We start from the raw sequence: 22,422 nt of genomic DNA on the forward strand, positions 1-22,422 counted from the left end.
GCATCTCTGTGAGCTTTTGCATCGCTCAGGCCTCCAGCCGCAAGACGTTGTCGGTAGCCACGCCTGTGACGATCTCGCGGACCTTGTCAGCCCACGCCTCCAGCGCCGCGCGCTTCTCCTCCTCGAAGTCATAGTGGCCGTAGGTTTGCACCAGCACATCGTCGTCGGTGTGATTGACCACCCGCTTGATGATGTCGCTGGGGATGCGAAGGCGCTGCATGCCGGTGTACAGCGTACGGCGCAGATCGTGGGCACCCCAGTTCTCGCATTCCATGGCCGGGCGCACACGCACCCGCAGCGCCTTCACGAGACCCTGATACGGTGTCTGGCCGTCGGTGGTGAAGACGTAGTCGCCACGTCGTTCAATACCCTCCAGCACCTCCAGCGCCATGGGAGACAGCGGCACGGTATGCTCGCGCCTGTTCTTGGTGCGGGTCGCCGGGATCGTCCAGACGGCAGCATCCATGTCCACCTCACCCCAGCGCATGGCGGCGATCTCGCCGGGGTTGTTGGCCTTGGTGCCGGGGCGCTGGCCCGTCAGCAGACCGAAGCGCAGAGCGGCTCCGTACGGGCTGTCCACGCCCTCTGTGACTTTCCACAGCTTCGCGATCTCCTCGTCGCTCAGGACGCGGGTCTTGGGGGCATTCTTCGGGAAGGCCTTCACACCCAGCACCGGGTTGCGGTCGGTCATGTCGAGATCGACCGCAAGGTTGAACATGGTGCAAAGGACGGCACGCTCGCGGTTGAACGCTGTGGGGTCGTCGGCCCGCATCTTCTTGCGCTTCATGAGGGCGGCCTTGGTGATGTCGCCCAGTGGCGTGTCAGCACCGAAGTGCGGGATAAGGGCGTTCTCGATCTGGCGGCGGTCCTCGCCGATGGACTTCTTGTGCCGCTTCTCGAACAGGTAGGTATCGGCGAGGTTGCGCAGGGTGTTGGTCGCGGTCTTTTGCTCCTCGGCCTCAACGGCTGCCTGAGCCTCCAGCTCAGCCCGCATAGCGGCGTCACGGTCAAAACCGCGCTGGCCTTCCAGCTTGCGCTCTGTGGCCTCCTGCCGGGCTGCCTCCAGCGTCATCTCACCTGTCGCGGCCAGCCGCACCTCCTTCTGCTTCAGGCCGTCGGCGGTGCGTAGTCGGTAGTTCGTGTAGTACGCCTTCTTGCCGGTCGGGGCGATGCGCACGTAGAGGCTGGTCACCTGCGTGTCACGAAGGATGTGGGCCTTCGCCTCGGGCTCCGCGTTCTCGATGGCGCGGACGGTCAGCTTGAGCTTCTGATTGGGCATTTTCGAGTCCTCGTTTTGGTGTGCCGCCGTGGGCGCAGTGCCCCGTGTCGCCAGAGTTCTTTCCAACACTTTTCCAACACTTTGTGACCGGTGTATTTCGAAGTGAAGCGGTCGTTCCCTTTGGAAATAAGGATTTCACCGCCCCCTTTGCAAGCCCACAGGTGGCAAAACCTGATTGTGGATCAGGAGGTCCCCCGTTCAAGCCGGGGAGGTGGTACCATCCCTTTCTCGGAACGTCAGTTTTCAACCATCACCATCTGTTTGAGCTGCCCGGTCACGCGATCATAGATCAGGATCCGCGCGTCATCGGTCACAACCGCGTACCAGTCAGGGCCTTGGGTGAAGGACACAGCATTGGCACCGTCGGGCAGCGCAAGGGTTTCGGGTAAAACGGGCGGCACGTCATAGAAGCGCATGACAATCAGGGCGATGATCAGTAGAACGCCGCCAATCATGGTTGCTGTCAGAACCGTAACCAAACGTCGCAGAAACCTCAGGTTGGCGGGCTCTTCCGTCTGAGGGCCGGGGTCTAGTTCAGGGGTACTCATGTCTGTCCGCCAAATCCGCTTTGTGATCGGTGATGCGCCACCGTCACGCCTTGATAAGGCGCTGGCGCGGGATGTTCCAGCCGAGGCGTCACTTTCGCGCACGCGTCTGGCACGCTTGATTGATGAGGGGGCCGTGGCGGTTGACGGGGCCGTGGTTCAGGACCCAAAGGCCCGCGTCGCGGCGGGGGCAGCGGTTACAGTGGCGGTGGAGGCGGCGCAGGAGAGCCATATTCTGCCTGAACAGATTGAACTGGACGTTATCTTTGAAGATGCGGATCTGATTGTCGTCAACAAACCTGCGGGTATGGTTGTGCATCCCGCGCCGGGAACGGCCTCCGGCACGCTGGTCAATGCGCTGTTGGCGCATTGTGGTGCGGCACTTTCCGGTGTGGGGGGCGTCAAGCGTCCCGGCATCGTGCACCGCATTGATAAAGACACCAGCGGTCTGCTCGTGGTGGCGAAATCCGATGCAGCCCATCACGGTCTGGCGGCGCAGTTTGAGGCCCATTCGGTCGCGCGCTATTATCAGGCTCTGGTCTACGGCGTGCCGGATGCCAATGATCCCAGGCTGCGGGGTATTCGAGGTGCGCGGTTCGAGCCTGGTAACATTCTGAAGCTGACCACACAATTGGCGCGGCACAAGACCGACCGTCAAAAGCAGGCGGTGCTTTTTGAAGGCGGGCGTCATGCCATCACCCGCGCCCGGACACTCGAACGGTTCGGCACGCCTGCGGTGCTCGCGCTGATGGAATGCTGGCTTGAGACCGGTCGCACCCACCAGATCAGGGTGCATATGGCCCATGCCGGGCACGGGCTGGTCGGGGATCCGACCTATGGCGGCAAACGCAAACTTCCGGCCAAAGCGTTGTCCGAAGATGCCGCGGAAGCGGTGAAATGTTTCAATCGTCAGGCGCTTCATGCCGCTGTTTTGGGGTTTCAGCACCCGGTTAATGGGGAAACCGTGCGGTTTGAGGCCCCATTGCCCGCAGATATGATGCAATTGCTGGATTTGTTGCGGCCTCCGTTGACATAATTCGCAAAGCCGCGTGAGCGGCTCCGGTTCAGACTGTTAACGCACGCGCTTGTCGGCAATAATTCAGTAAGACAGAGGGTGTAATGTTTCCGTTAACATTTTGCACAGCTCAAACTTGAACTGACCGGTTTAGACACCATATCGCATGTTAAGACCGTAAACATTGGGAGGCTGATCATGGCCAACTACGCTAATCTACCCGCGCCAACCCCGGAAGGGGGCCTGAACCGCTACATGCAGGAAATCCGCAAGTTTCCGTTGCTGGAGCCGGAAGAGGAATACATGCTGGCCAAACGCTGGGTGGAAGAGCAGGACACGGACGCGGCCCATCGGATGGTGACCTCTCACCTGCGTCTGGCGGCCAAGATTGCCATGGGGTATCGTGGCTACGGGCTCCCACAGGCGGAGGTAATCTCCGAAGCCAACGTCGGTCTGATGCAGGCCGTCAAACGCTTTGACCCCGAAAAAGGGTTCCGCCTGGCGACCTATGCCATGTGGTGGATCAGGGCCTCTATCCAAGAATACATCCTGCGCTCCTGGTCTTTGGTCAAGCTCGGCACGACCTCGGGTCAGAAGAAGCTGTTTTTCAACCTGCGCAAAGCCAAAAGCAAGATCGGCGCGCTGGAAGACGGCGATATGCACCCCGACAACGTCAAGCGGATCGCCACCGACCTCGGCGTGACAGAAGAAGAAGTGATCTCCATGAACCGGCGCATGTCGGGGGGGGATGCGTCGCTCAATGCCACCGTCGGGTCCGAAGGCGAGGGGACCATGCAATGGCAGGACTGGCTCGAGGACGAGGATGCCGATCAGGCTGGCGACTATGAGGCGCGCAACGAGCTTGAGGCGCGACGCGAGTTGCTGGTCGATGCGATGAGCGTTCTGAACGACCGTGAAAAGGACATCCTGACCCAACGACGCTTGTCCGAGAAAACGGTCACCTTGGAGGATTTGAGCTCAGAGTATGATGTCAGCCGGGAACGGATTCGCCAGATCGAAGTGCGCGCCTTTGAAAAGCTACAAAAGAAAATGCGCGAATTGGCCAAGGAAAAGGGAATGATGGCCACCGTTTGAGTGGTCTGATAGTCCCGGACAAAAACCCGTGCAACAGTCTGCGCGGGTTTTTTGCTGGAATAAGGTCGCATCCGGCAGAGATCGGTATTGATGCCGCTTCAAAACTGAGATGAGAAGATGGTGGGCGACCCTGGAATCGAACCAGGCGTGCGTCTCCGCGAGGGAGTTACAGTCCCCTGCCACACCTTGCGGCCTGTCGCCCACGCTGCCGATGCATTGCATAAACAGTGAAGGCGTGATTACAAGCGGTTCCCAGAGCCGTCAAGGCGAAAACAATCGCTTTTTCTGCAACAGAACCAGTTGGAAGCTCGTGATGAAAAAACCCAAGTGGGTCGTGCGTAAAGAGCAGGACAAAAAGGTCGAAAGCCGCGAGACGCTTTGGCTCTTTGGGCTGCACGCGGTTCGCGATGCTCTGCTTAATTCCGCGCGTGAAAAACTGCGGCTCGTGGTGACGTTGAATGCGCAGAGTAAACTACAGGAGGCCATCGATCAGGTCGGCATGACGCCCGAGGTGGCAGATCCGCGCAGGTTCAACGCGCCGCTTGATCCGGGTTCTGTGCATCAAGGGGCCGCCTTGGAAGTGAAACCGCTGAACTGGGGGCGGCTGGAAGATGTCTGCATCGGTGCACAGGCACCCCGTGTGGTGATGCTTGATCGGGTCACGGACCCGCATAACGTGGGGGCGATCCTGCGTTCGGCTGAGGTTCTGGGCGCCTCCGCGGTGATCGGCACGCGGCACCATTCCGCCCCGGAGTCCGGCGCCCTGGCCAAGACCGCCAGCGGTGCGCTGGAGCGTCAACCCTATCTGCGGGTGCGCAATCTCGCGGATGCGATCCGGGCGTTGCAGGGCATGGGCTATCTGGTGCTGGGGCTTGATGGGACGGCCCAACAAACGGTGGAACAGGCGGTCGAGGGCAAGCGGGATCGCGCCATTGCCGTGGTCCTGGGGGCCGAAGGGCCAGGGCTGCGGGACAAGACCAAAGAGACGGTGGATCATCTGGTGCGCATCGACGCGGCAGGGGCTTTTGGGTCACTGAACGTCTCGAACGCAGCCGCAATCGCCTTATATGCTAGTCGTAGGGCACCAGAGGCATAAGCGGGCAGATTTCGATGGCATATCCGACAAAAATTGCGACATGTTGCTACTGTGGATCACGCGCGGCGCTGGTTTTGGGTAAGGACAGGCACGAGCTGACCTGTGCGACCTGCGGCGCGCCGCTGCACGACATGAAGCGTCTGAGACAGGACCCTCAGCAAGCGCGCCCACAGCAGCGGTCCTACGCGCAAAAGCCGCAGAAAAAGAAGAAAAAGCAAAAAGCTGGCTATTACGATGAGCCGCGCAAAAGGCGCTACAAAAAGCGCAAGGGCCTCATGCGGCATATTCTTGAGGAAGCTTTTGACGTGATCGAGGATATTTTCGACTGAATGTGGTCGAGACGCGGAGATTTTAACTTTTTGTTCACAGATTTGCGAGACGCTCTGGAACAGTGCAAAGATGAACTTATGTTAAGTCTATGCCAAAGGGCTCGGAACGCCTTTTGTGCCTTAGACTGTCCCTCGTTCCGTACCTTGCAGCGCCCCTTGCCCTCAGCATCGGGCGCTCTTTTTTTCCCGCACTCGCCTCGTTAGGGTGCGGCATGGCTTATTCAGATCAATTGCTCAAAGATGTGCTGACCCGCACCAAGCGCATCGCGGTGGTGGGGGTTTCTCTGAACCCGGTGCGCCCGAGCTATTACGTGGCGCGCTACCTGGATCTCAAGGGCTTCGAGGTCGTGCCCGTCAACCCGGTCCATGCAGGCAAGACGCTCTTTGCTCAGACCGTGCGCGCCCGCCTGTCGGAGATCACGCCCGGAGTGGATATGGTGGATATCTTTCGCCGTTCCGAGGCGGTGCCGGAGGTCGTGGAGGAGGCGCTGGAGGCTTTTCCGGCGCTTCAGACCATTTGGATGCAAATCGGCGTGACACATGCCGCAGCGGCGGCCCATGCGGAGGCGCGCGGGGTGACCGTCATTCAAGACCGCTGTCCGAAGATCGAGTATCAGCGGCTCTTTGGCGAGTTGCGGATGGGTGGATTTTCGACGGGCATCATTTCGTCCAGGCTTTAGCCTCGAAACCCCACCATTAGCGAGATGACTTTTCAGCGAGACCCGATTGCGTCTGCCGCCGCTCAAGCTCGGCCAGAACATCCGCCAGCGTCACATCGCGGGCGGCCAACATCACCAGCAGGTGATAGAGCACATCCGCCGCTTCGCAGGTCAGCGCATCGCGGTCCCCTTTGACCGCTTCGATGATCGCCTCAACGGCCTCTTCGCCGAATTTCTCGGCGCATTTCTCGGGTCCCTTGGCCAACAGTTGGGCTGTCCAGCTACCGGCGGGGTCTGCCGTCTTGCGGGCCTCGATGGTCTCAAAGAGCGCCTCAAGCGTCATGTCAGCCTCACGGGGATACCGGCCGCGGCCATATGCGCCTTGGCCTGGGCGATGGTAAAATCCCCGAAGTGAAAGATCGACGCGGCAAGCACGGCGGACGCGCCGCCCTTGGTCACCCCTTCCACCAGATGATCGAGGGTGCCCACCCCGCCCGAGGCGATCACGGGCACCGGCACGGCATCGGAAATCGCTCGGGTCACGGCGATGTTGAAGCCCGCGCGGGTGCCGTCGCGGTCCATCGAGGTCAGCAGAATCTCTCCCGCACCCTTACCGGCCACGGTTTGCGCAAATGCCACCGCATCGATGCCGGTGGGTTTGCGCCCGCCGTGTGTAAAAATCTCCCATTTGCCGGGGCTGACGGTCTTGGCGTCGATGGCTACCACGATGCACTGGCTGCCGAATTGATCTGCCGCCTCCGCGACAACATCCGGGTTTGCGACCGCGGCAGAGTTGAAGGAGACCTTGTCCGCCCCCGCCAGCAGCAGGGCGCGCACATCCGCCACCGTGCGCACGCCACCCCCGACCGTCAGCGGGATGTAGCAATGCTCGGCGGTGCGGGTCACCACATCGAACATGGTGGCGCGGTTTTCGTGGGTTGCGGTGATATCGAGAAAGCAAAGCTCATCCGCCCCCGCGGCGTCATAGGCGATGGCGGCATCCACCGGATCGCCCGCGTCTTGCAGATCGACGAAATTCACGCCTTTGACGACGCGGCCCTCGGCGACATCAAGACAGGGGATGATACGGGTCTTTAGCATGAGGGCGGTGTAGCGGTCTCTGCCGGGGCAGGCAAGAGAGCGGAGCTCAACCGGCGCTCAGGGCTGCCAGCGCGTCAGGGAGGTCGATCGCCCCGTCATAGAGCGCCCGGCCCGAGATTGCACCGGAAATCACCCCCGTCTCTTTCAGCGCCAGAAGGTCCGCCAGCGAGGAGACACCCCCCGAGGCAATCACCGGGATCTTCACCGCGCGCGCCAGCGCTGTCGTGGCCGCAATGTTGGGCCCGCCCATGGCCCCGTCGCGCAGGATATCGGTGTAGATGATCGCCGCCACACCGGCATCTTCAAAGGATTTGGCGAGGTCTGTCACCTGAATGGTGGTCTCCTTGGCCCAGCCCTTGGTTGCCACAAAACCGTTGCGGGCGTCGATCCCGACCGCGACCTGGCCCGGAAAGGCGCGCGCGGCGTCCCGGACGAGCTGCGGGTTTTCCACTGCCACGGTGCCGAGGATGACCCGGGCGAGCCCCTTGTCCAGCCAGCCTTCGATGGTGGCCATATCGCGGATCCCACCGCCCAGTTGGGCGGGGACGGGGCAGGCTTTCAGGATTGCTTCGACCGGGGCGGCATTGACCGGGGCCCCGGCGAAGGCCCCGTTGAGATCGACAAGATGCAGCCATGTGCAGCCCGCCGCCACAAACGCCTTGGCCTGTGCGGCAGGGTCGTCATTGAACACGGTGGAGCGATCCATGTCACCATGCACGAGACGCACGGCCTGGCCGTCCTTGAGGTCGATGGCGGGGTAGAGGATCATGGCGTGTTTTCCGTTCTGTAGCGTCTGATGCGGCGCGGTGCAGGGCAGCGCGCGGGCTTCTTGCACCGAAGCTGCGGGATTTGCAACGCGACGTGTGGTCATGCTTGCGCAGCGCAGCCGCGCGCGGGCAGGGTGCAGGCCATCCAAGGGAGGAGATGATATGAAAAACCTGATGATGGCCGGTGTGGGTCTGATGGCTCTGGCGGGAACGGCGGTGGCGGACCCGCTGGAGGGGCTGTGGCAGACCGAAGCCGATGAGGGTGCCTTCGCCCATGTGCAGATCGGCCCCTGTGGCGCCAATTTCTGTGGCACGATTGAACGCACCTTTAAGGACGGGGCGGAATACGCGTCGCCCAATCAGGGCAAGACCCTGGTGATCGATATGGCCCCGGAAGGGGAGGGCAAATACAAAGGGCAGGTCTGGCGCCCCAGCAACGACAAGGTCTATCTGGGTAAGATCGATCTGAACGGCGACAGCATGCGCCTGTCTGGCTGCGTGGCCGGTGGGCTGCTCTGTTCCAAACAGACGTGGTCGCGGGTTGAATGATTCCTTCAGGCGGCTGTCGGGATAGGAAAAGTCACGCAATCGGCATGAGAGCTGCGCCACTTGGGCCTTGATCGTGCGGCGCATGCCCGCCACAACCAGTGGACGTGCGTTGACTGAGGGCCAGATGTGCAAAATACCAAGATCATCACCGCGCTGTTGTTTGGTCTGGTCGGGTTCTGGGCGCTGACCCTCGTTCCCAACGGGGAGGCGACGCATCTTTTCATCACGGACACCGCCGCGCATTCGACCTACAGTGATGGTCTTGTCGTGACCTTTGCCATTGAAAACCGTGGCGCGCCGGATCGGATCATCGGGGCCAGCAGTTCGGCGGGGGAGGTGTCGCTGCAAGGTGTCGGCACGGCGGAGGGTTTGCCGGTTCCGGCGGGATCCAGCGCCCTGACGCTGGAGGCCGGGCACATCCGTTTTGACGGGTCCCAGGTTTACACGGCCGGGCAGGCAGTGCCGCTGCAATTGATTCTGGAGACGGCAGGCCCCGTCTCCCTGCTGGTGCGTTCTGGGGCTGCCTCAGCGGAGGAGATCGCCCGGCGGATGTCGCGCGACGAGAACGGGGTGACGGTGGCGCAAGGGGCCCCTTCGGTGAGCCTTGCCGCGCATCCCGATGGCACGGGTTGGCGCGTCGATCTTGAGGTCGAGAATTTCGTCTTTGACGGCAGCGAGGGTCACGATCCGCAAGCCGCCGCCCGCGGTTTCGGCCATCTCTATCTTGGGGGCACCAAGGTCGGCCGCATGGCAAGCGAGACTGCAGTACTCGGTGCGCTGCCGCGCGGCACCTACCCCTTGCGTGTTGTGCTAAGGGCGCCGGACGGGACACCTTATTTTGCCGATGGCGCGCTGGTGGCGGCCACATTGCAGATCACCGTGCCCTGATGCTCAGGGCTTCCAGCCCAGAAAATTGGCAATCATGCGCAGTCCGGCGCTTTGGCTCTTTTCGGGGTGAAACTGCAGGCCTACCATGTTGTCGCGCCCGATCACGGCGGTGACATCCCCGGCATAGTCCACATGCGCCAGACGCTGGGCCTGATCTGCAACCACCATGTGGTAACTGTGCACGAAATACGCATGATCGCCCGTTTCGATCCCCTCGAAAATCGCATGCGGGGCCTCCAGCACCAGATCGTTCCAGCCCATATGAGGCACTTTCAACTGCGCGTCTTCGGGCACGATCTTCGTAACCTCTCCCGCCACCCAGTCGAGCCCGGCGGTATCCTCATACTCCCGCCCCCAGGTCGCCATGAGCTGCATGCCGACGCAGATGCCCATGAACGGACGGCCCTTGACCTCCACCGCCTCGACCATCGCGTCGTAGAGCCCGGAATGCCCCTTGAGCTGCGCCATGCAGGCTGGAAACGCCCCATCGCCGGGCAGCACGATGTGATCGGCGCGCGCCACCACATCCGCATCCCCCGTCACGACGATCTCGCCGCCACCGGTTTCACCGGCCATCCGCTCAAACGCCTTTTGTGCGGAGTGCAGGTTGCCGCTTTCGTAGTCGATGATCGCTGTCAGCACCTCAGAGCGCGCCCTTGGTCGAGGGGATCGCATCAGCCTTGCGCGGGTCCGTTTCAACCGCCTGACGCAGGGCGCGGGCGACAGACTTGAAACTCGCCTCGGCGATATGATGCGCATTGAGGCCGTGCAGCTTATCCACATGCAGCGTGATGCCGCCATGCGTGGCAAAGGCGGTAAAGAACTCCCGCACCAGCTCGGTGTCAAAACTGCCGATCTTGGGGCTCGGCAGATCGACGTTCCAGATCAGATAGGGGCGTGCCGAGAGATCGAGCGCACAGCGGATCAGTGCGTCATCCATCGGCAGCAGGCACGCGCCGTAGCGCACGATGCCGCGTTTGTCGCCGAGAGCCGCCGCAAGCGCCTGGCCCAATGCAATCCCGGTGTCCTCCACCGTGTGGTGGTCGTCGATATGCAGATCGCCCTTGGCCCGCACGGTCATGTCAATCAGCGAGTGGCGGGCCAACTGGTCCAACATGTGATCAAAAAAGCCGACACCGGTCTGGTTGTCATACTGGCCCGTGCCGTCCAGGTTGACGGTGACGGTAATCTCTGTCTCCGCGGTCGCGCGGGTGAGCGTGTGAGTGCGCATGGCTTTGGCCTCCGGGCCTCTCAATTCAGCGGTCCTTATAGCAGTCTCGCGGCGCAGGCCAAGACGGCACATTCAGGGATTGCCCCGCCTGTGCCGGATATGCCAGCCTAGGGTCAGGGGCGAGCCTGCCCAAAGAGGAAGTGTTCATGACAACCTGCGTCTTTGTCCAAATCCGCTGCACGCCCGGCACTACCTACAAGGTTGCCGAAGAGATCGCGTTGCGGGAAATTCATTCAGAGCTCTATTCGACCAGCGGCGAGTACGATCTGCTGATGAAGCTCTACATCCCCGAAGGTGCTGATGTGGGCAAGTTCATCAACGAAAACCTGCATCAGATCAAGGGGATCGAGCGGTCGATGACGACCATGACGTTCAAAGTCTTTTGAAGGGGCCGTGGGCGGCCGCACTGGTGATCCCGGCGCTGATGGCCGGGGGCGTGCAGGCGCAGGACCGGGTCTATTCCGGCGAAGAGGCCGCGGCTTTGCGCTGCGCCAACACGATGGCCTTGACGGCGGTTGCCCTGTCAGATGCGGGACGCATGGGAGAGGCGGAGAAAGAGATCATGCTGGGTATCTCTTTTCTGATCCTCGACCGGCATACCACGGGCACCTGGACGCAGAAAAAGGCCGGGCTGGAAGCGGTCCGGGACCGGCGCGGCGTTGAAGAGACGCTGCAGGACTTTGAGCGTCTGGCAGAGCAATGTCTGCGGCAATTCCCGATCAATTGACGGGGGGCGGCCGGATTTGCGGTCGCTACCGAGGCGTCGGGCATTCCTGATAAATCGGCGCGCCCATTGTGCTGGCGTAAGGCGGGAATGCGACATCCCGCCGCAGGAGCACGGTTAGCAGGCGCGAATTTCCACACCAACCCCATATTCGAACCGGATTGGGCGAGTTTCGCTTGAGCTTTCGCTAAATCTGCCACATTACAGGGCAATTTCCGGCCCCAAGATCAGGAGTTCGCGTGTCCCTCTTCCTTATCGTCGCCTTGCCCTTTCTGGGTGCCTTGTTGCCCGGGCTCATGAATTCGGCAGGTCGTCAGGCCTGCGCAGGCATCACCTTCACCGTGACACTGTCGGCGTTCATCGGGCTTTTGACCAATGCGCCTGCGGTCTTTGCCGGGAATGTCGTGACCGTGGGGGTGGATTGGATGCCGCTCTTGGGGTTGAACTTCAATCTGATGCTCGATGGGCTCGGATTCTTCTTTGCAATGCTGATCCTTGGAATTGGTCTTCTCATCATCACCTATGCGCGGTTCTACCTGTCGCGTGAGGACAACATGGGGGAGTTCTTCACCTATCTCCTGCTCTTTCAAGGCGCGATGGTCGGCATTGTATTGAGCGATAACATACTGCTTTTGCTGATCTTCTGGGAACTGACATCGCTATCGTCCTTCCTGCTGATCGGCTATTGGAAACATCTGCCAGAAGGCCGTCAGGGCGCCCGGATGGCGCTGACCGTCACCGGTATGGGCGGCCTCTCGATGATCGGGGGCATGCTGATCCTCGGCCAGATCGCGGGCAGCTATGACCTCAGCGTGATTCTGGAAAACCGCGAGCTCATCCAGGAAAGCCCGCTGTATCTGCCCGCGCTGATCCTGATCCTGCTCGGCTGCTTTACCAAATCGGCACAGTTTCCGTTCCACTTCTGGCTGCCGCATGCGATGGCGGCGCCCACGCCGGTGTCGGCCTATCTGCACTCCGCCACCATGGTCAAGGCGGGCATCTTCCTGATGGCGCGCATGTGGCCGGTGCTGTCGGGCACGACCGAATGGTTTGTGATCGTCACCACCGCAGGTCTCATCACCATGGTGCTGGGGGCCGTGATCGCGCTGTTCAAACATGACCTGAAGGCGTTGCTGGCGTTCTCCACGGTCAGTCATCTGGGGCTCATCACCATGCTTCTGGGCACCGGCACCGCCTTTGGCGCGATGGCTGCGATGTTCCATATTCTCAACCATGCGACGTTCAAGGCAGCCCTGTTCATGTCGGCGGGGATCGTGGATCACGAGGCCCACACCCGTGATATCCGGCGGCTGGGGGGCTTGCGCCACCTGATGCCGATTACCTTTGTCATTGCGACGCTCGGCGCCCTGTCGATGGCAGGTATTCCGCTGCTCAACGGGTTCCTGTCCAAGGAAATGATGCTCGAGGAGGCAAACCGCACGGTTCTGTTCAACACGCCCTGGCTGGTGCCGGTGATGGCAACCGTCGGATCCTTGTTCTCTGCCGCCTACTGCTTTCGCCTGATCAGCCATACCTTCCTGGGGCCGGTGCGCAAGGATTATCCGTCTGCACCGCATGACCCCGGTGCGGGTCTGTGGATGCCGCCCGCGATCCTGATCGTGCCGGTGATTGCCATCGGGGTCGCCCCCTTCCTGGCGGAGCCCTTCGTCAAGATGGTGACCGCCTCTGTTCTGGGGGAGGCCGCAGAGGTGCCAACCGCCTATTTCAAGATCTGGCATGGGCTGGTGCCGGCGCTCTTCATGTCGATCATCGCGACGGTGGGCGGCCTGATCCTGCTGGGGCTGTTCAAGCCGCTGCTGCGGGGCTGGGACGCCGCCCCGCGCCCCGAGGCCAAGGTTATTTTCGAAGGTCTGGTCGAAGGGATCGTGGCGGTCGCCAAGCGCCTCGTTCTGCCGCTGCATGACGGCTCGTTTTCACGTTATTCGGCCTTTGCGGCGGTCACCATCATCGGGGTGGGCTACTATGCCTGGATGACCGGGACGGTCGGCACGGCGACCCGCGAGCTGCAACCGGCGGGACCGGTGCCTGTGGCGGGCTGGCTTATGCTGGTCGCTGCGGCCCTCGGGCTGGTGTTTCTGCACCGCAACCGCTTGCTCTCGCTTGTGCTGATCGGGATTGCCGGGCTGATGGTATCGGTGGGCTTTGTGTTCTTCAGCGCACCTGATCTGGCTATGACGCAGTTCACGGTGGAGGCCGTTACCATCATCCTGCTGTTGCTGGCGCTGAATTTCCTGCCCAACCGGACCCCGGTGGAAAGCACGGTGCTGCGCCGCAGCCGCGATACGGTCATTGCGGTGGCAGGCGGGCTGGCGACTTTTGCCCTCTCCTATCACTACCTCTTGCGCGACAGTGTGGCCCCGGCGATCTCGGCCTTTCATGTGGAGAACTCCTACAAAGGCGGCGGTGGCACCAATATGGTCAATGTCATCCTCGTGGATTTCCGGGGGTTTGACACCTACGGCGAGATCATCGTGCTGGGGATCGCGGCCCTGGTGATCTATGCCCTGACAGAAGCGCTGCTGGGCGGGCCGGTGCGCGCACGTCTGCTGAACCGTTTGCCGGATCAGCCGCGGGCCGGGGATATGCACCCGATGATGATGGTGGTCATGACACGCGTCATGATGCCGATCATCATGATGGTGGGCTTTTACATTTTCCTGCGGGGCCATAATGAGCCAGGGGGCGGGTTTATCTCCGGTCTGGTGGTCTCCATCGGGGTGGTGATCCAGTATATGGCTAGTGGTTTCGGCTGGACAACGGCGCGGCTGCGCTATCCCTATCACGGCATCATCGGGGCGGGCGTGCTCATTGCCGGTCTGACGGGGATCGGGTCCTGGTTTGTCGCCAAACCCTTCCTGACCTCCGATTTCACCTATGTGCGCATCCCGCCCTTCAACGAGTTTGAACTGGCCACGGCCGCGCTCTTTGATCTTGGGGTGTTCCTGGCGGTTGTGGGGGCCGTAATGCTGGCGCTGGAAAGCCTGTCGCGCCTGGCCCGCAGGCAGGAGGCGATGGAGAGCGAGTACCCGATGGATATCGACCCCTCCCGCGAAGACAATGATGTCGCGCTGCAAAAGGAGGAGGCATAACATGGAGCTTCTCGTCGCATCCGCGATTGGCGTTCTGACGGCCACCGGGCTTTATCTGGTGTTCCGCATGCGCAGCTTTCCCGTCATTCTGGGGATTTCGCTGCTGACCTACGCGGTCAATGTGTTCCTCTTTGCCTCCGGCCGTCTGGCTGTGGGCGCCCCACCCATCCTGGACAAAACGGCCGATCTGACCTACGCCGACCCGCTGCCGCAAGCCTTGGTGCTGACGGCCATCGTGATCTCTTTCGGGATGACCGCCGTGGTCGTGATGATTGCCCTTGGCGCCTATCTGGGCGGCGATGACGACACGGTGAACGATGCCGTCCAAGACGATACGACCGCCAAGGAGGACGCGGCATGACCCATTGGATTGTCCTCCCGGTTCTGCTGCCGGCGCTGGTTGCGCCCTTTATCGTTCTGGCGGCACGCTATCATATCGGCATCCAGAGGGTGTTTTCCGTGGCCGGTGTGCTCATGCTCATTGCCATCGCAGCAGGGCTGGCGTGGCAGGCCTCCGATGGTACGATCACACTCTATCAGCTTGGCGACTGGGCGGCGCCTTTCGGCATCGTGCTCGTGGGGGACAGGTTGTCAACGATCATGGTGCTGCTGACGGCGGTGCTGGGCCTGATGGTGCTGCTTTATGCCATCGGGTCGGGGTGGGATGAAAAAGGGCGACACTTCCACGCGCTCTTTCAGTTCCAGCTGATGGGCATCATGGGCGCGTTCCTGACCGGAGACCTCTTCAACCTCTTTGTTTTCTTCGAAGTGCTTCTGATCGCCTCTTATGGGCTTATGATCCACTCAGGTGGCAACACCCGGCTGCGTGCCGGGGTGCAATACGTGCTTTTCAACCTCATCGGCTCCACGCTCTTTCTCTTTGCCCTTGGCGCCATCTACGCCGAGACCGGGACGCTGAACATGGCCGATCTGGCGCAGCGGGTGACCCTCATCGACCCATCGGAGACGGTGGGCATTCGGGTGGCGGCTGTGCTGCTGTTGCTGGTCTTTGCGATCAAGGCGGCCCTGGTACCGCTGCATTTCTGGCTGCCCTCCAGCTATGCCGAGGCACCGGGCCCCGTGGCGGCGCTTTTCGCCATCATGACCAAGGTCGGGGCCTATGCGATCATCCGGGTCTACACGATGGTCTTCCCGCCCGAACTGGAGGCGACCGCCGGTCTGCATGGTGCATGGCTGCTGCCTGCGGCGCTGATCTCGCTGGCCATCGGGGCAATTGGCGTTCTGGCGGCACGCAAGCTCGACCGTCTGGTCACATTTGCGGTCATCGGATCGATGGGGATGGTGATGGTCACGATCTCGCTCTTTACCCCGCAAAGCATTGCCGCGGCCCTCTACTATATCATCCATTCCACGCTGGCCGCGGCGGCGTTGTTCCTGATCGCCGATATGGTGCGGTCTGGTCGCACAGACCTGCGGCTGGTGCCGATGCCCGCCGTGGCGGGGGCTGTCCTGACGGCAGCGCTGTTTTTCATCGCCGCGATTGCGATGACGGGGCTGCCCCCCCTTTCGGGCTTCTTGGGCAAGCTGCTGGTGCTGGATGCATCCTTCGCGACCACGGCGATGAGCTGGGTCTTTGCTGTCGTTCTGCTGTCCAGTCTGGTCAATGTCGTGGGCTTTTCGCGCGCGGGCAGTATCCTGTTCTGGAAATCCAAGAGCGTGGAGAGGCCTGCCGACGATCCGCTGCCTGCGGCCCCGGCGACACTGTCTTACGTGGCCGTGGGCGGGTTGATAGCCCTATTGGCGGTGCACACGGCATTCGCAGGACCGATCCACGGCTATATGACAACGACCTCCGCGCAGCTTTTTGCCCCGGAGCCCTATATTTCCACCGTGCTGGAAACACCCGGAAAGCTCAGCACACCGACGGAGGGCCAATGACATGACGAAGGTGCTTAACTGGCTTTTCCCGCATCCGCTGATGACCGTGATCCTTGCGGTTGTCTGGGTCATGCTGCAGAACAAGGTCTCTGCCGGGATGGTCGTCTTTGGCCTGATCCTTGGCATCATCATTCCGCGCGCCACGGCAGTCTGGTGGCCGGACCGGCCCAAGGCCATCGTCACCGCAAAGTTCGTTGTGTACTGCATCATCGTGGTCTGGGACATCATCGTGGCGAACATCGAAGTGGCCTGGATCGTGCTGACAAAGCCAAATTCGAAGCTGCGTCCGATCTGGGTTGAAGTTCCGCTTGATCTGCGCCAGCCCGAAGCGATCACACTGCTGGCGGGCACGATTACACTGACACCCGGCACGGTCTCGGCGGATCTGTCCAACGAGGGCCGCAGCCTGCTGGTACACGCGCTGGATGCGGCAGACGCAGACGCGGTGCGTGACGAGATCAAGCACCGCTACGAGCGACGGTTGAAGGAGATTTTCGAATGAATACTGCCATCGATCTGATGAACGGCGCGATGATGTTGTCCTTTGTCATTCTGGGCCTTAGCCAGCTTATGGCGATGGTGCGTCTGGTGATCGGCCCGGACACCGGGGATCGCATCCTGGCGCTGGATACCATGGTGATCAATGCCATCGGGCTGATTGTCCTGCTGGGGATCGCACAGGGCACGCAGGTGTATTTCGAAGTGACGCTGATCATTGCCATGCTCGGGTTTGTCTCGACGGTGGCCTATGCGCGGTTTGTTCTGCGGGGAGATATCATCGAATGACCCTGGAGCTTTTTGCAGTATATGCCACCCTCTTTTTGCTATCGGTCGGGGCGGTTTTCACGCTGGTTGCAGCGATCGGCCTGGTCAAGCTCAACGACCCGATGACCCGTCTGCATGCACCGACGAAAGCCGCGACCGTGGGGATCGGAGCGTTTTTGCTCGCCTCCATGAGCCATTCCTTCGCGCTTGGACAAGGTTCTTTCCACGAGCTTTTAGTGCTGGCCTTTTTGTTTGTGACGGCGCCGATCTCGGCCAATTTCATCGCCAAGGTGAACCTTCACAAACGGGCCTGTGACATGCCTGACGCGCCCAAACATGATGAAATGTGGTCCACGCTCGACGTCCCGGAAAGTGACCGCAAGATTGCAACGGAAAAGAACGGTCCTGCCACGGGCTAAGCCGAATTTGTTTTCTGGACTTAAAAAACAAGGGCCGCAACAATTGTTGCGGCCCTTTGTTCCGAAATCCCAATTGGAGCGGGCGAGGCGATTCGAACGCCCGACCCTAACCTTGGCAAGGTTATGCTCTACCCCTGAGCTACGCCCGCATCCTTGGGTGAGCCGGAGATACCTATTGCGGCCTCGCGCTGCAAGAGGCAATTTGTGCTTTAGCGCACTTTTTTGCCGTCATCCCGGCGCGTTGCAGCAGCGGGTCAGGCGGGTTCGGCCTCAAGCTCAGACCAGAAGCCCTGCAGGATCTGTTGTGCCTCGTCGACGTCTGTCGAGGCCGCGTCAATGTCCATTAGGTCTACGATATCACCGGCTTCCTTGATGATTTGCCCGCTGAGAAAAATACGCAGGTCAGGGCGACTGACGCGGAGCGCCAGAACAAGCCGCGCCAGCGCCGGCGCCGAATGCTCTCCGCCCGCCGAGAGGCCGAGGATACGGCAGGGGCTCTGGGTCACTTCACTGACCAAAGCGTCATGCGTGCGCCCTGTCTTTACCTCGATGTTCCAGCCTTCCTTCCCGAAAAGATCAGCCGCCATCTGGACGCCGAGCGTGTGGATCTCGTCCGGGACAGTGGCAAAAATGGCGGATTTCACTTCGACCGGATGGTCGGGGACAAACAGATAGCTGAACTCGCGCAGAATGGCGTAGATACGACTGCTCCCGATCATCACCTCATGGAACGTCACGTGGTCGTCGTTCCACCATTCGCCAAGGATGCTGGCCGCCTCTGCCAGATAACTGAGGTAGATAGCTTCAAGGCTGGCGCCCTCTTTCTGCACGTCGCGGATGAAAGCAGCCCCTTCTGTCCCATCCTCCGAGATCAGCGCGTAGCAGAGTTGTTCAACTTTCTTGCGGGTTGGCAGGTTGATCCGGTCGCCGTTTACAGTGCGATACGCTGTGACCCGGTTGAGCACTTCGTGAACGATATCCCCTACCGCTTCCTGTGGCAGTCTGGATTTCAGCTGCAAAACGTCGGATTGAACCTGATGATAGCGGCCCAGAGCCTGCGGCTCGGGTATAACTTCGGACTTCGACATTTTCCCCCCACAGGTCTTTCGGCAATTCCTTCTTCGTCGTCAGTGATTCACAGGTATCAGGGTACCTGACACGCGTTACGTGTGTCAACGAAAGTTGACAAATGCGCTCTTGCGCGTGCCGGACTTGCCCGCTGTCGGCACCGGGGATGGTGCTGACAGCCAGGCATTGCTGGTCTACTCCAGCTCTATGAGCAGGTCTTTTGCGTCAATCTGGCCGCCGGGGCTGACGTGTACAGCCTGGATGACGGCGTTACGTTCCGCGTGAATGCCGGTTTCCATCTTCATGGCCTCAATTGTGAGCAGTAGATCACCCGCCTTGACCTTGGCCCCCACCTTGGCCGCGACAGAGGCCACGACCCCCGGCATCGGCGCGCCGATATGCTTTGTGTTGCCGCTCTCGGCCTTGGGGCGCTGTTGCGTTGTCGCCTTGACCAGCCGGTTGGGGACCCGGATCACGCGGGGCTGGCCGTTAAGTTCGAAGAAGACCTTGACCTCCCCGTCCTCGTTGGTGTCACCCACCGCCTGAAGACGGATCTCAAGCGTCTTGCCGGGGTCGATCTCCGCGCTTATCTCTTCGCCGGGCTCCATGCCGTAAAAGAATGTACGCGTGGGCAGCGAGCGGACAGGGCCGTACATCCGGTGGCGGCCCATGTAGTCTAGAAACACCTTGGGATACATCAGGTAGCCCGAGAGGTCTTCGTCATCGACCGATTTGCCCTCAAGCGCTTCCGAGACCTCGGCGCGCACCGCTTCCAGATCGGCGGAGGGAAGATGTTTGCCGGGGCGCTCAAGGTTGGGTGTTTCGTCTTTGAGCACCTTTTTCACGATTGTATCGGGAAAGCCGCCCGGCGGCTGGCCCAGATTGCCACGCATCATGTCGATCACACTGTCTGGAAAGGACACTTCCGTATTGGGGTCTTCGACCTCTGCACGGGTCAGTCCCTGCGCCACCATCATCAGGGCCATGTCCCCCACCACCTTGGAGGAGGGTGTGACCTTGACGATATCGCCGAACATCTGGTTCACATCCGCATAGGTCTGGGCCACCTCATGCCAGCGGTCTTCCAGACCTAGGGACGCCGCCTGCGCCTTGAGGTTGGTAAACTGGCCGCCCGGCATCTCGTGCAGGTAGACCTCGGAGGAGGGCGCCTGCATGCCGGTCTCAAAGGCCGCGTAGTGGCTGCGCACCTCTTCCCAATAGTCAGAGATTTCGCGCACCGCCGCCATGTCCAGCCCGGTGTCGCGGTCGGTGTGTTTCAGCGCGGAGACAACCGACCCCAACGTGGCCTGAGAGGTGTTGCCCGAGAGCGCATCCATGGCGCAATCCACCGCGTCCACGCCCGCCTCGGAAGCGGCAAGGATCGTCGCACAGGCGACGCCTGCCGTGTCGTGGGTGTGGAAGTGAATGGGCAGCCCGACCTCGGACTTCAGCGCCTTGACCAGTTGGCGGGCCGCGCCGGGTTTCAGCAGACCTGCCATGTCCTTGAGGCCCAGCACATGGGCCCCTGCATCGCGCAGTTCCTTGCCCATATCCACGTAGTACTTGAGGCTGTATTTGGCGCGGTCGGGGTCGTTGATATCGCCGGTGTAGCAGATCGCCCCTTCACAGATCTTGCCATTCTCGATCACGGCGTCCATGGCCACGCGCATGTTCTCGACCCAGTTGAGGCTGTCGAAGACGCGGAAGATATCGACGCCGGTCTTGGCCGCGACCCGCACGAATTCCTGCACCACATTATCGGGGTAATTCGTGTATCCCACGCCGTTGGAGGCGCGCAGCAGCATCTGGGTCATCAGGTTGGGCATGGCGGCGCGCAGATCGCGCAGGCGCTGCCAGGGGCATTCCTGCAAAAACCTGTAGGCCACGTCAAAGGTGGCCCCGCCCCAGCATTCGACCGAGAAGAGCTGCGGCAGATTGGCGGAATAGGCCGGCGCCACCTTTATCATGTCGTGGCTGCGCATGCGGGTGGCCAGCAGGCTCTGGTGCCCGTCGCGCATGGTGGTGTCGGTGATGAGCAGCTGGCGTTGGCTTTTCATCCAGTCTGCCACGGCCTGCGGGCCCTTCTGTTCCAGCAGGTTGCGTGTGCCCATCATCGGTTCGGCCTTCAGCGCGGGCGGGCGCGGGTCTCTGACCTGCGCACCGGGCCGCGGATGGTTCTTGGTCTCCGGATGCCCGTTCACGGTGATATCCGCGATATAGGTCAGCACCTTGGTGCCCCGGTCGCGGCGCTTTGAAAATTGGAAAAGATCCGGCGTCTCGTCGATGAACTTGGTGTGGTAGGTGTTGTCGAGAAACGTCGGGTGCTTGAGCAGGTTCTCGACAAAGGCGATGTTGGTGCTGACGCCGCGGATCCGGAACTCCCGCAGCGCGCGATCCATCCGGGCAATGGCTGCCTCCGGCGTCTGCGCCTTGGCGGTCACTTTCACCAGCAGGCTGTCATAATACCGCGTGATCACCCCGCCGGAATAGGCGGTGCCGCCATCGAGCCGGATGCCCATGCCCGTGGCCTCACGAAAGGCGGTGATCCGGCCATAATCCGGGATGAAGTTGTTCTGCGGGTCTTCGGTGGTGATCCGGGTCTGCAGGGCATGGCCGTTCAACTGAACATCCGCCTGCGTGGCTTTGCCGGTCGCCTCGGCGATGGTCTTGCCCTCGGCGATGAGGATCTGGGCCTGGACGATATCAATGCCGGTGACTTCCTCGGTGACGGTATGTTCGACCTGCACGCGCGGGTTCACTTCGATAAAGTAGAATTTCTCATCGGCCATATCCATCAGGAACTCGACCGTGCCGGCGCATTCGTAGTTGACGTGTTTGCAAATTTTGTAGCCAAGTTTGCAAACTTCTTCCCGTCGCTTTTCGGTGAGATATGGCGCAGGCGCGCGTTCCACCACCTTCTGGTTGCGCCGCTGGACCGAGCAATCGCGCTCGTAGAGGTGATACATCCCGCCATGCTTGTCGCCGAGGATCTGCACTTCGACGTGACGTGCCTTGAGGATCATCTTTTCCAGATAGCCCTCACCATTGCCAAAAGCGGCTTCGGCTTCGCGCCGGCCCTCGCGGACCTTTTCCTCAAGCTCGTCTGCCTTGAGGATCGGTCGCATGCCGCGCCCGCCGCCGCCCCAGGACGCCTTGAGCATCAGGGGGTAGCCGACCTCTTTGGCCGCGGCCTTGATGGCTTTCATATCGTCGCCGAGCACTTCCGTGGCCGGGATCACCGGCACCCCTGCCTCAATCGCGACGCGGCGCGCCGAGGCCTTGTCGCCCAAGGCCCGCATGGTTTCAGCGCGCGGTCCGATAAAGGTGATGCCGTTCTGGTCGCAGGCATCGACGAAATCGGGGTTCTCCGACAACAGCCCATAGCCTGGATGGATCGCATCCGCACCAGAAGCCTTCGCGACCCGGATCATCTCGTCAATCGAGAGATAGGCCGCCACCGGTCCCAGGCCTTCACCGATGCGATAGGCTTCATCGGCCTTGAAGCGGTGCAGGCCCAGCTTGTCCTCTTCGGCGTAGACCGCTACGGTTTTCTTGCCCATCTCATTGGCGGCCCGCATGATGCGGATGGCAATTTCACCCCGGTTGGCGATGAGGATCTTGTGGAACTCTGGCATGGTGGCCTCTTCAGGTTGGCGCAGATGCGCAATGTTTAGGCGCAATTACCGTCTGCGTAAACGCGGAGGAAAGGCTATATCAGGTGCGCCGCAGTGCAGCATTTTGCACCCCCTTTGTAAAGTTCTCTATCTGCGGCTTCGATTTCAAGGACGGATTTAGGTCGCATCGGGCTCATGGTTCTCTCCGGGGTCGAACGTGCCGCCCCATAATGGCGTCGGTGACGGGATGCCTTCTAGAAGTCCGCTGC

At 61.2% G+C, this 22,422-nt stretch carries 24 protein-coding genes and 2 tRNA genes; 15 read left to right on the plus strand and 11 right to left on the minus strand.

Features of this window, described 5'->3' with window-relative positions:
* Nucleotides 1-25 precede the first annotated feature (25 nt).
* Together H7847_RS24230 and H7847_RS24235 are read right to left on the minus strand one after the other, a co-directional pair.
* The gene (locus tag H7847_RS24230) at nt 26-1,279 is read right to left on the minus strand and encodes a tyrosine-type recombinase/integrase (protein WP_227272073.1); all 1,254 of its coding nucleotides are present in this window, start codon (nt 1,277-1,279) and stop codon (nt 26-28) included.
* Nucleotides 1,280-1,515: 236 nt separating this feature from the next.
* A complete protein-coding gene (locus H7847_RS24235) occupies nt 1,516-1,827 on the minus strand; it encodes a DUF6476 family protein (RefSeq protein ID WP_227272074.1) in 312 nt (103 codons plus the stop codon).
* Here H7847_RS24235 and H7847_RS24240 point away from each other — a divergent pair.
* Complete coding sequence (locus H7847_RS24240) at nt 1,826-2,860, plus strand: RluA family pseudouridine synthase (protein ID WP_227272075.1); 1,035 nt, start codon at nt 1,826-1,828, stop codon at nt 2,858-2,860. The two genes, H7847_RS24235 and H7847_RS24240, sit on opposite strands and share 2 nt — an antisense overlap.
* A 177-nt stretch (nt 2,861-3,037) precedes the next feature.
* Entirely contained in the window at nt 3,038-3,934 is an 897-nt protein-coding gene (gene rpoH, locus H7847_RS24245; protein ID WP_227272076.1) for an RNA polymerase sigma factor RpoH, read from the plus strand.
* 118 nt (nt 3,935-4,052) lie between these two features.
* Here rpoH and H7847_RS24250 read toward each other — a convergent pair.
* Nucleotides 4,053-4,136: transfer RNA gene (locus tag H7847_RS24250), tRNA-Tyr, on the minus strand.
* 111 nt (nt 4,137-4,247) lie between these two features.
* Here H7847_RS24250 and rlmB point away from each other — a divergent pair.
* The 3 genes from rlmB (at nt 4,248) to H7847_RS24265 (ending at nt 6,039) form a co-directional block, all read left to right on the plus strand.
* Complete coding sequence (rlmB, locus tag H7847_RS24255; protein WP_227272077.1) at nt 4,248-5,030, plus strand: 23S rRNA (guanosine(2251)-2'-O)-methyltransferase RlmB; 783 nt, start codon at nt 4,248-4,250, stop codon at nt 5,028-5,030.
* Between the two features lie 14 nt (nt 5,031-5,044).
* Nucleotides 5,045-5,359: a hypothetical protein gene (locus H7847_RS24260; protein WP_227272078.1), complete on the plus strand. Its 315-nt coding sequence runs from the start codon at nt 5,045-5,047 to the stop codon at nt 5,357-5,359.
* A gap of 212 nt (nt 5,360-5,571) precedes the next feature.
* Nucleotides 5,572-6,039: a CoA-binding protein gene (locus H7847_RS24265; protein WP_227272079.1), complete on the plus strand. Its 468-nt coding sequence runs from the start codon at nt 5,572-5,574 to the stop codon at nt 6,037-6,039.
* A 16-nt stretch (nt 6,040-6,055) separates the two neighbouring features.
* On the opposite strand, the gene H7847_RS24270 is transcribed toward H7847_RS24265, so the two are convergent.
* Genes H7847_RS24270 through hisA form a run of 3 tightly spaced genes read right to left on the minus strand, consistent with a single transcriptional unit; the run spans nt 6,056 to nt 7,888 of the window.
* Nucleotides 6,056-6,361, minus strand: a complete 306-nt coding sequence (locus H7847_RS24270; RefSeq protein WP_227272080.1) for a phosphoribosyl-ATP diphosphatase — start codon at nt 6,359-6,361, stop codon at nt 6,056-6,058.
* Complete coding sequence (gene hisF / locus H7847_RS24275) at nt 6,358-7,119, minus strand: imidazole glycerol phosphate synthase subunit HisF (RefSeq protein WP_227272081.1); 762 nt, start codon at nt 7,117-7,119, stop codon at nt 6,358-6,360. Before hisF ends, H7847_RS24270 begins: the two co-directional genes overlap by 4 nt.
* Nucleotides 7,120-7,165: 46 nt before the next feature.
* Nucleotides 7,166-7,888: a 1-(5-phosphoribosyl)-5-[(5-phosphoribosylamino)methylideneamino]imidazole-4-carboxamide isomerase gene (hisA, locus tag H7847_RS24280; protein ID WP_227272095.1), complete on the minus strand. Its 723-nt coding sequence runs from the start codon at nt 7,886-7,888 to the stop codon at nt 7,166-7,168.
* 160 nt (nt 7,889-8,048) lie between these two features.
* Between hisA and H7847_RS24285 the strand changes: the two genes are divergently transcribed.
* Nucleotides 8,049-8,435: a DUF2147 domain-containing protein gene (locus H7847_RS24285; RefSeq protein WP_227272082.1), complete on the plus strand. Its 387-nt coding sequence runs from the start codon at nt 8,049-8,051 to the stop codon at nt 8,433-8,435.
* 126 nt (nt 8,436-8,561) lie between these two features.
* Complete coding sequence (locus H7847_RS24290; protein ID WP_227272083.1) at nt 8,562-9,323, plus strand: copper chaperone PCu(A)C; 762 nt, start codon at nt 8,562-8,564, stop codon at nt 9,321-9,323.
* A gap of 3 nt (nt 9,324-9,326) precedes the next feature.
* Here the strand turns inward: H7847_RS24290 and hisH are convergent, their stop codons facing one another.
* Nucleotides 9,327-9,965 (minus strand): imidazole glycerol phosphate synthase subunit HisH, encoded by a 639-nt coding sequence (gene hisH / locus H7847_RS24295; protein ID WP_227272084.1) that lies wholly within the window; start codon nt 9,963-9,965, stop codon nt 9,327-9,329.
* Nucleotide 9,966: 1 nt separating this feature from the next.
* Nucleotides 9,967-10,554, minus strand: a complete 588-nt coding sequence (gene hisB, locus H7847_RS24300) for an imidazoleglycerol-phosphate dehydratase HisB (RefSeq protein WP_227272085.1) — start codon at nt 10,552-10,554, stop codon at nt 9,967-9,969.
* Between the two features lie 146 nt (nt 10,555-10,700).
* On the opposite strand from hisB, the gene H7847_RS24305 reads away from it, so the two are divergent.
* The 8 genes from H7847_RS24305 (at nt 10,701) to mnhG (ending at nt 17,471) form a co-directional block, all read left to right on the plus strand.
* Nucleotides 10,701-10,940, plus strand: coding sequence for an Lrp/AsnC family transcriptional regulator (locus H7847_RS24305; RefSeq protein ID WP_227272086.1), 240 nt, complete (start codon nt 10,701-10,703; stop codon nt 10,938-10,940).
* Nucleotides 10,937-11,281: a hypothetical protein gene (locus H7847_RS24310; RefSeq protein ID WP_227272087.1), complete on the plus strand. Its 345-nt coding sequence runs from the start codon at nt 10,937-10,939 to the stop codon at nt 11,279-11,281. Before H7847_RS24305 ends, H7847_RS24310 begins: the two co-directional genes overlap by 4 nt.
* Nucleotides 11,282-11,517: 236 nt before the next feature.
* Nucleotides 11,518-14,388, plus strand: coding sequence for a monovalent cation/H+ antiporter subunit A (locus H7847_RS24315; RefSeq protein ID WP_227272088.1), 2,871 nt, complete (start codon nt 11,518-11,520; stop codon nt 14,386-14,388).
* Nucleotide 14,389: 1 nt separating this feature from the next.
* Nucleotides 14,390-14,749 (plus strand): Na+/H+ antiporter subunit C, encoded by a 360-nt coding sequence (locus tag H7847_RS24320; RefSeq protein ID WP_227272089.1) that lies wholly within the window; start codon nt 14,390-14,392, stop codon nt 14,747-14,749.
* Complete coding sequence (locus H7847_RS24325; RefSeq protein WP_227272090.1) at nt 14,746-16,287, plus strand: monovalent cation/H+ antiporter subunit D; 1,542 nt, start codon at nt 14,746-14,748, stop codon at nt 16,285-16,287. Before H7847_RS24320 ends, H7847_RS24325 begins: the two co-directional genes overlap by 4 nt.
* A 1-nt stretch (nt 16,288) precedes the next feature.
* Nucleotides 16,289-16,789 (plus strand): Na+/H+ antiporter subunit E, encoded by a 501-nt coding sequence (locus H7847_RS24330; protein WP_227272091.1) that lies wholly within the window; start codon nt 16,289-16,291, stop codon nt 16,787-16,789.
* A complete protein-coding gene (locus tag H7847_RS24335; protein WP_319799793.1) occupies nt 16,786-17,073 on the plus strand; it encodes a K+/H+ antiporter subunit F in 288 nt (95 codons plus the stop codon). Before H7847_RS24330 ends, H7847_RS24335 begins: the two co-directional genes overlap by 4 nt.
* A complete protein-coding gene (gene mnhG / locus H7847_RS24340) occupies nt 17,070-17,471 on the plus strand; it encodes a monovalent cation/H(+) antiporter subunit G (RefSeq protein ID WP_227272092.1) in 402 nt (133 codons plus the stop codon). The genes H7847_RS24335 and mnhG overlap by 4 nt, the downstream gene beginning before the upstream one ends.
* A 74-nt stretch (nt 17,472-17,545) precedes the next feature.
* Here the strand turns inward: mnhG and H7847_RS24345 are convergent.
* From H7847_RS24345 to H7847_RS24355, 3 genes are all read right to left on the minus strand, one after another.
* Nucleotides 17,546-17,620, minus strand: a tRNA-Gly gene (locus H7847_RS24345).
* Between the two features lie 105 nt (nt 17,621-17,725).
* On the minus strand, nt 17,726-18,559 hold the full coding sequence (locus tag H7847_RS24350; protein WP_227272093.1) for a cobalamin B12-binding domain-containing protein: 834 nt from the start codon (nt 18,557-18,559) through the stop codon (nt 17,726-17,728).
* 174 nt (nt 18,560-18,733) lie between these two features.
* Nucleotides 18,734-22,174, minus strand: a complete 3,441-nt coding sequence (locus H7847_RS24355; protein ID WP_227272094.1) for a pyruvate carboxylase — start codon at nt 22,172-22,174, stop codon at nt 18,734-18,736.
* Nucleotides 22,175-22,422: the final 248 nt, after the last annotated feature.

This window comes from Roseobacter weihaiensis (assembly GCF_020622345.1).
In the GTDB taxonomy this organism is placed as follows: Bacteria; Pseudomonadota; Alphaproteobacteria; order Rhodobacterales; family Rhodobacteraceae; genus Roseobacter; species Roseobacter weihaiensis.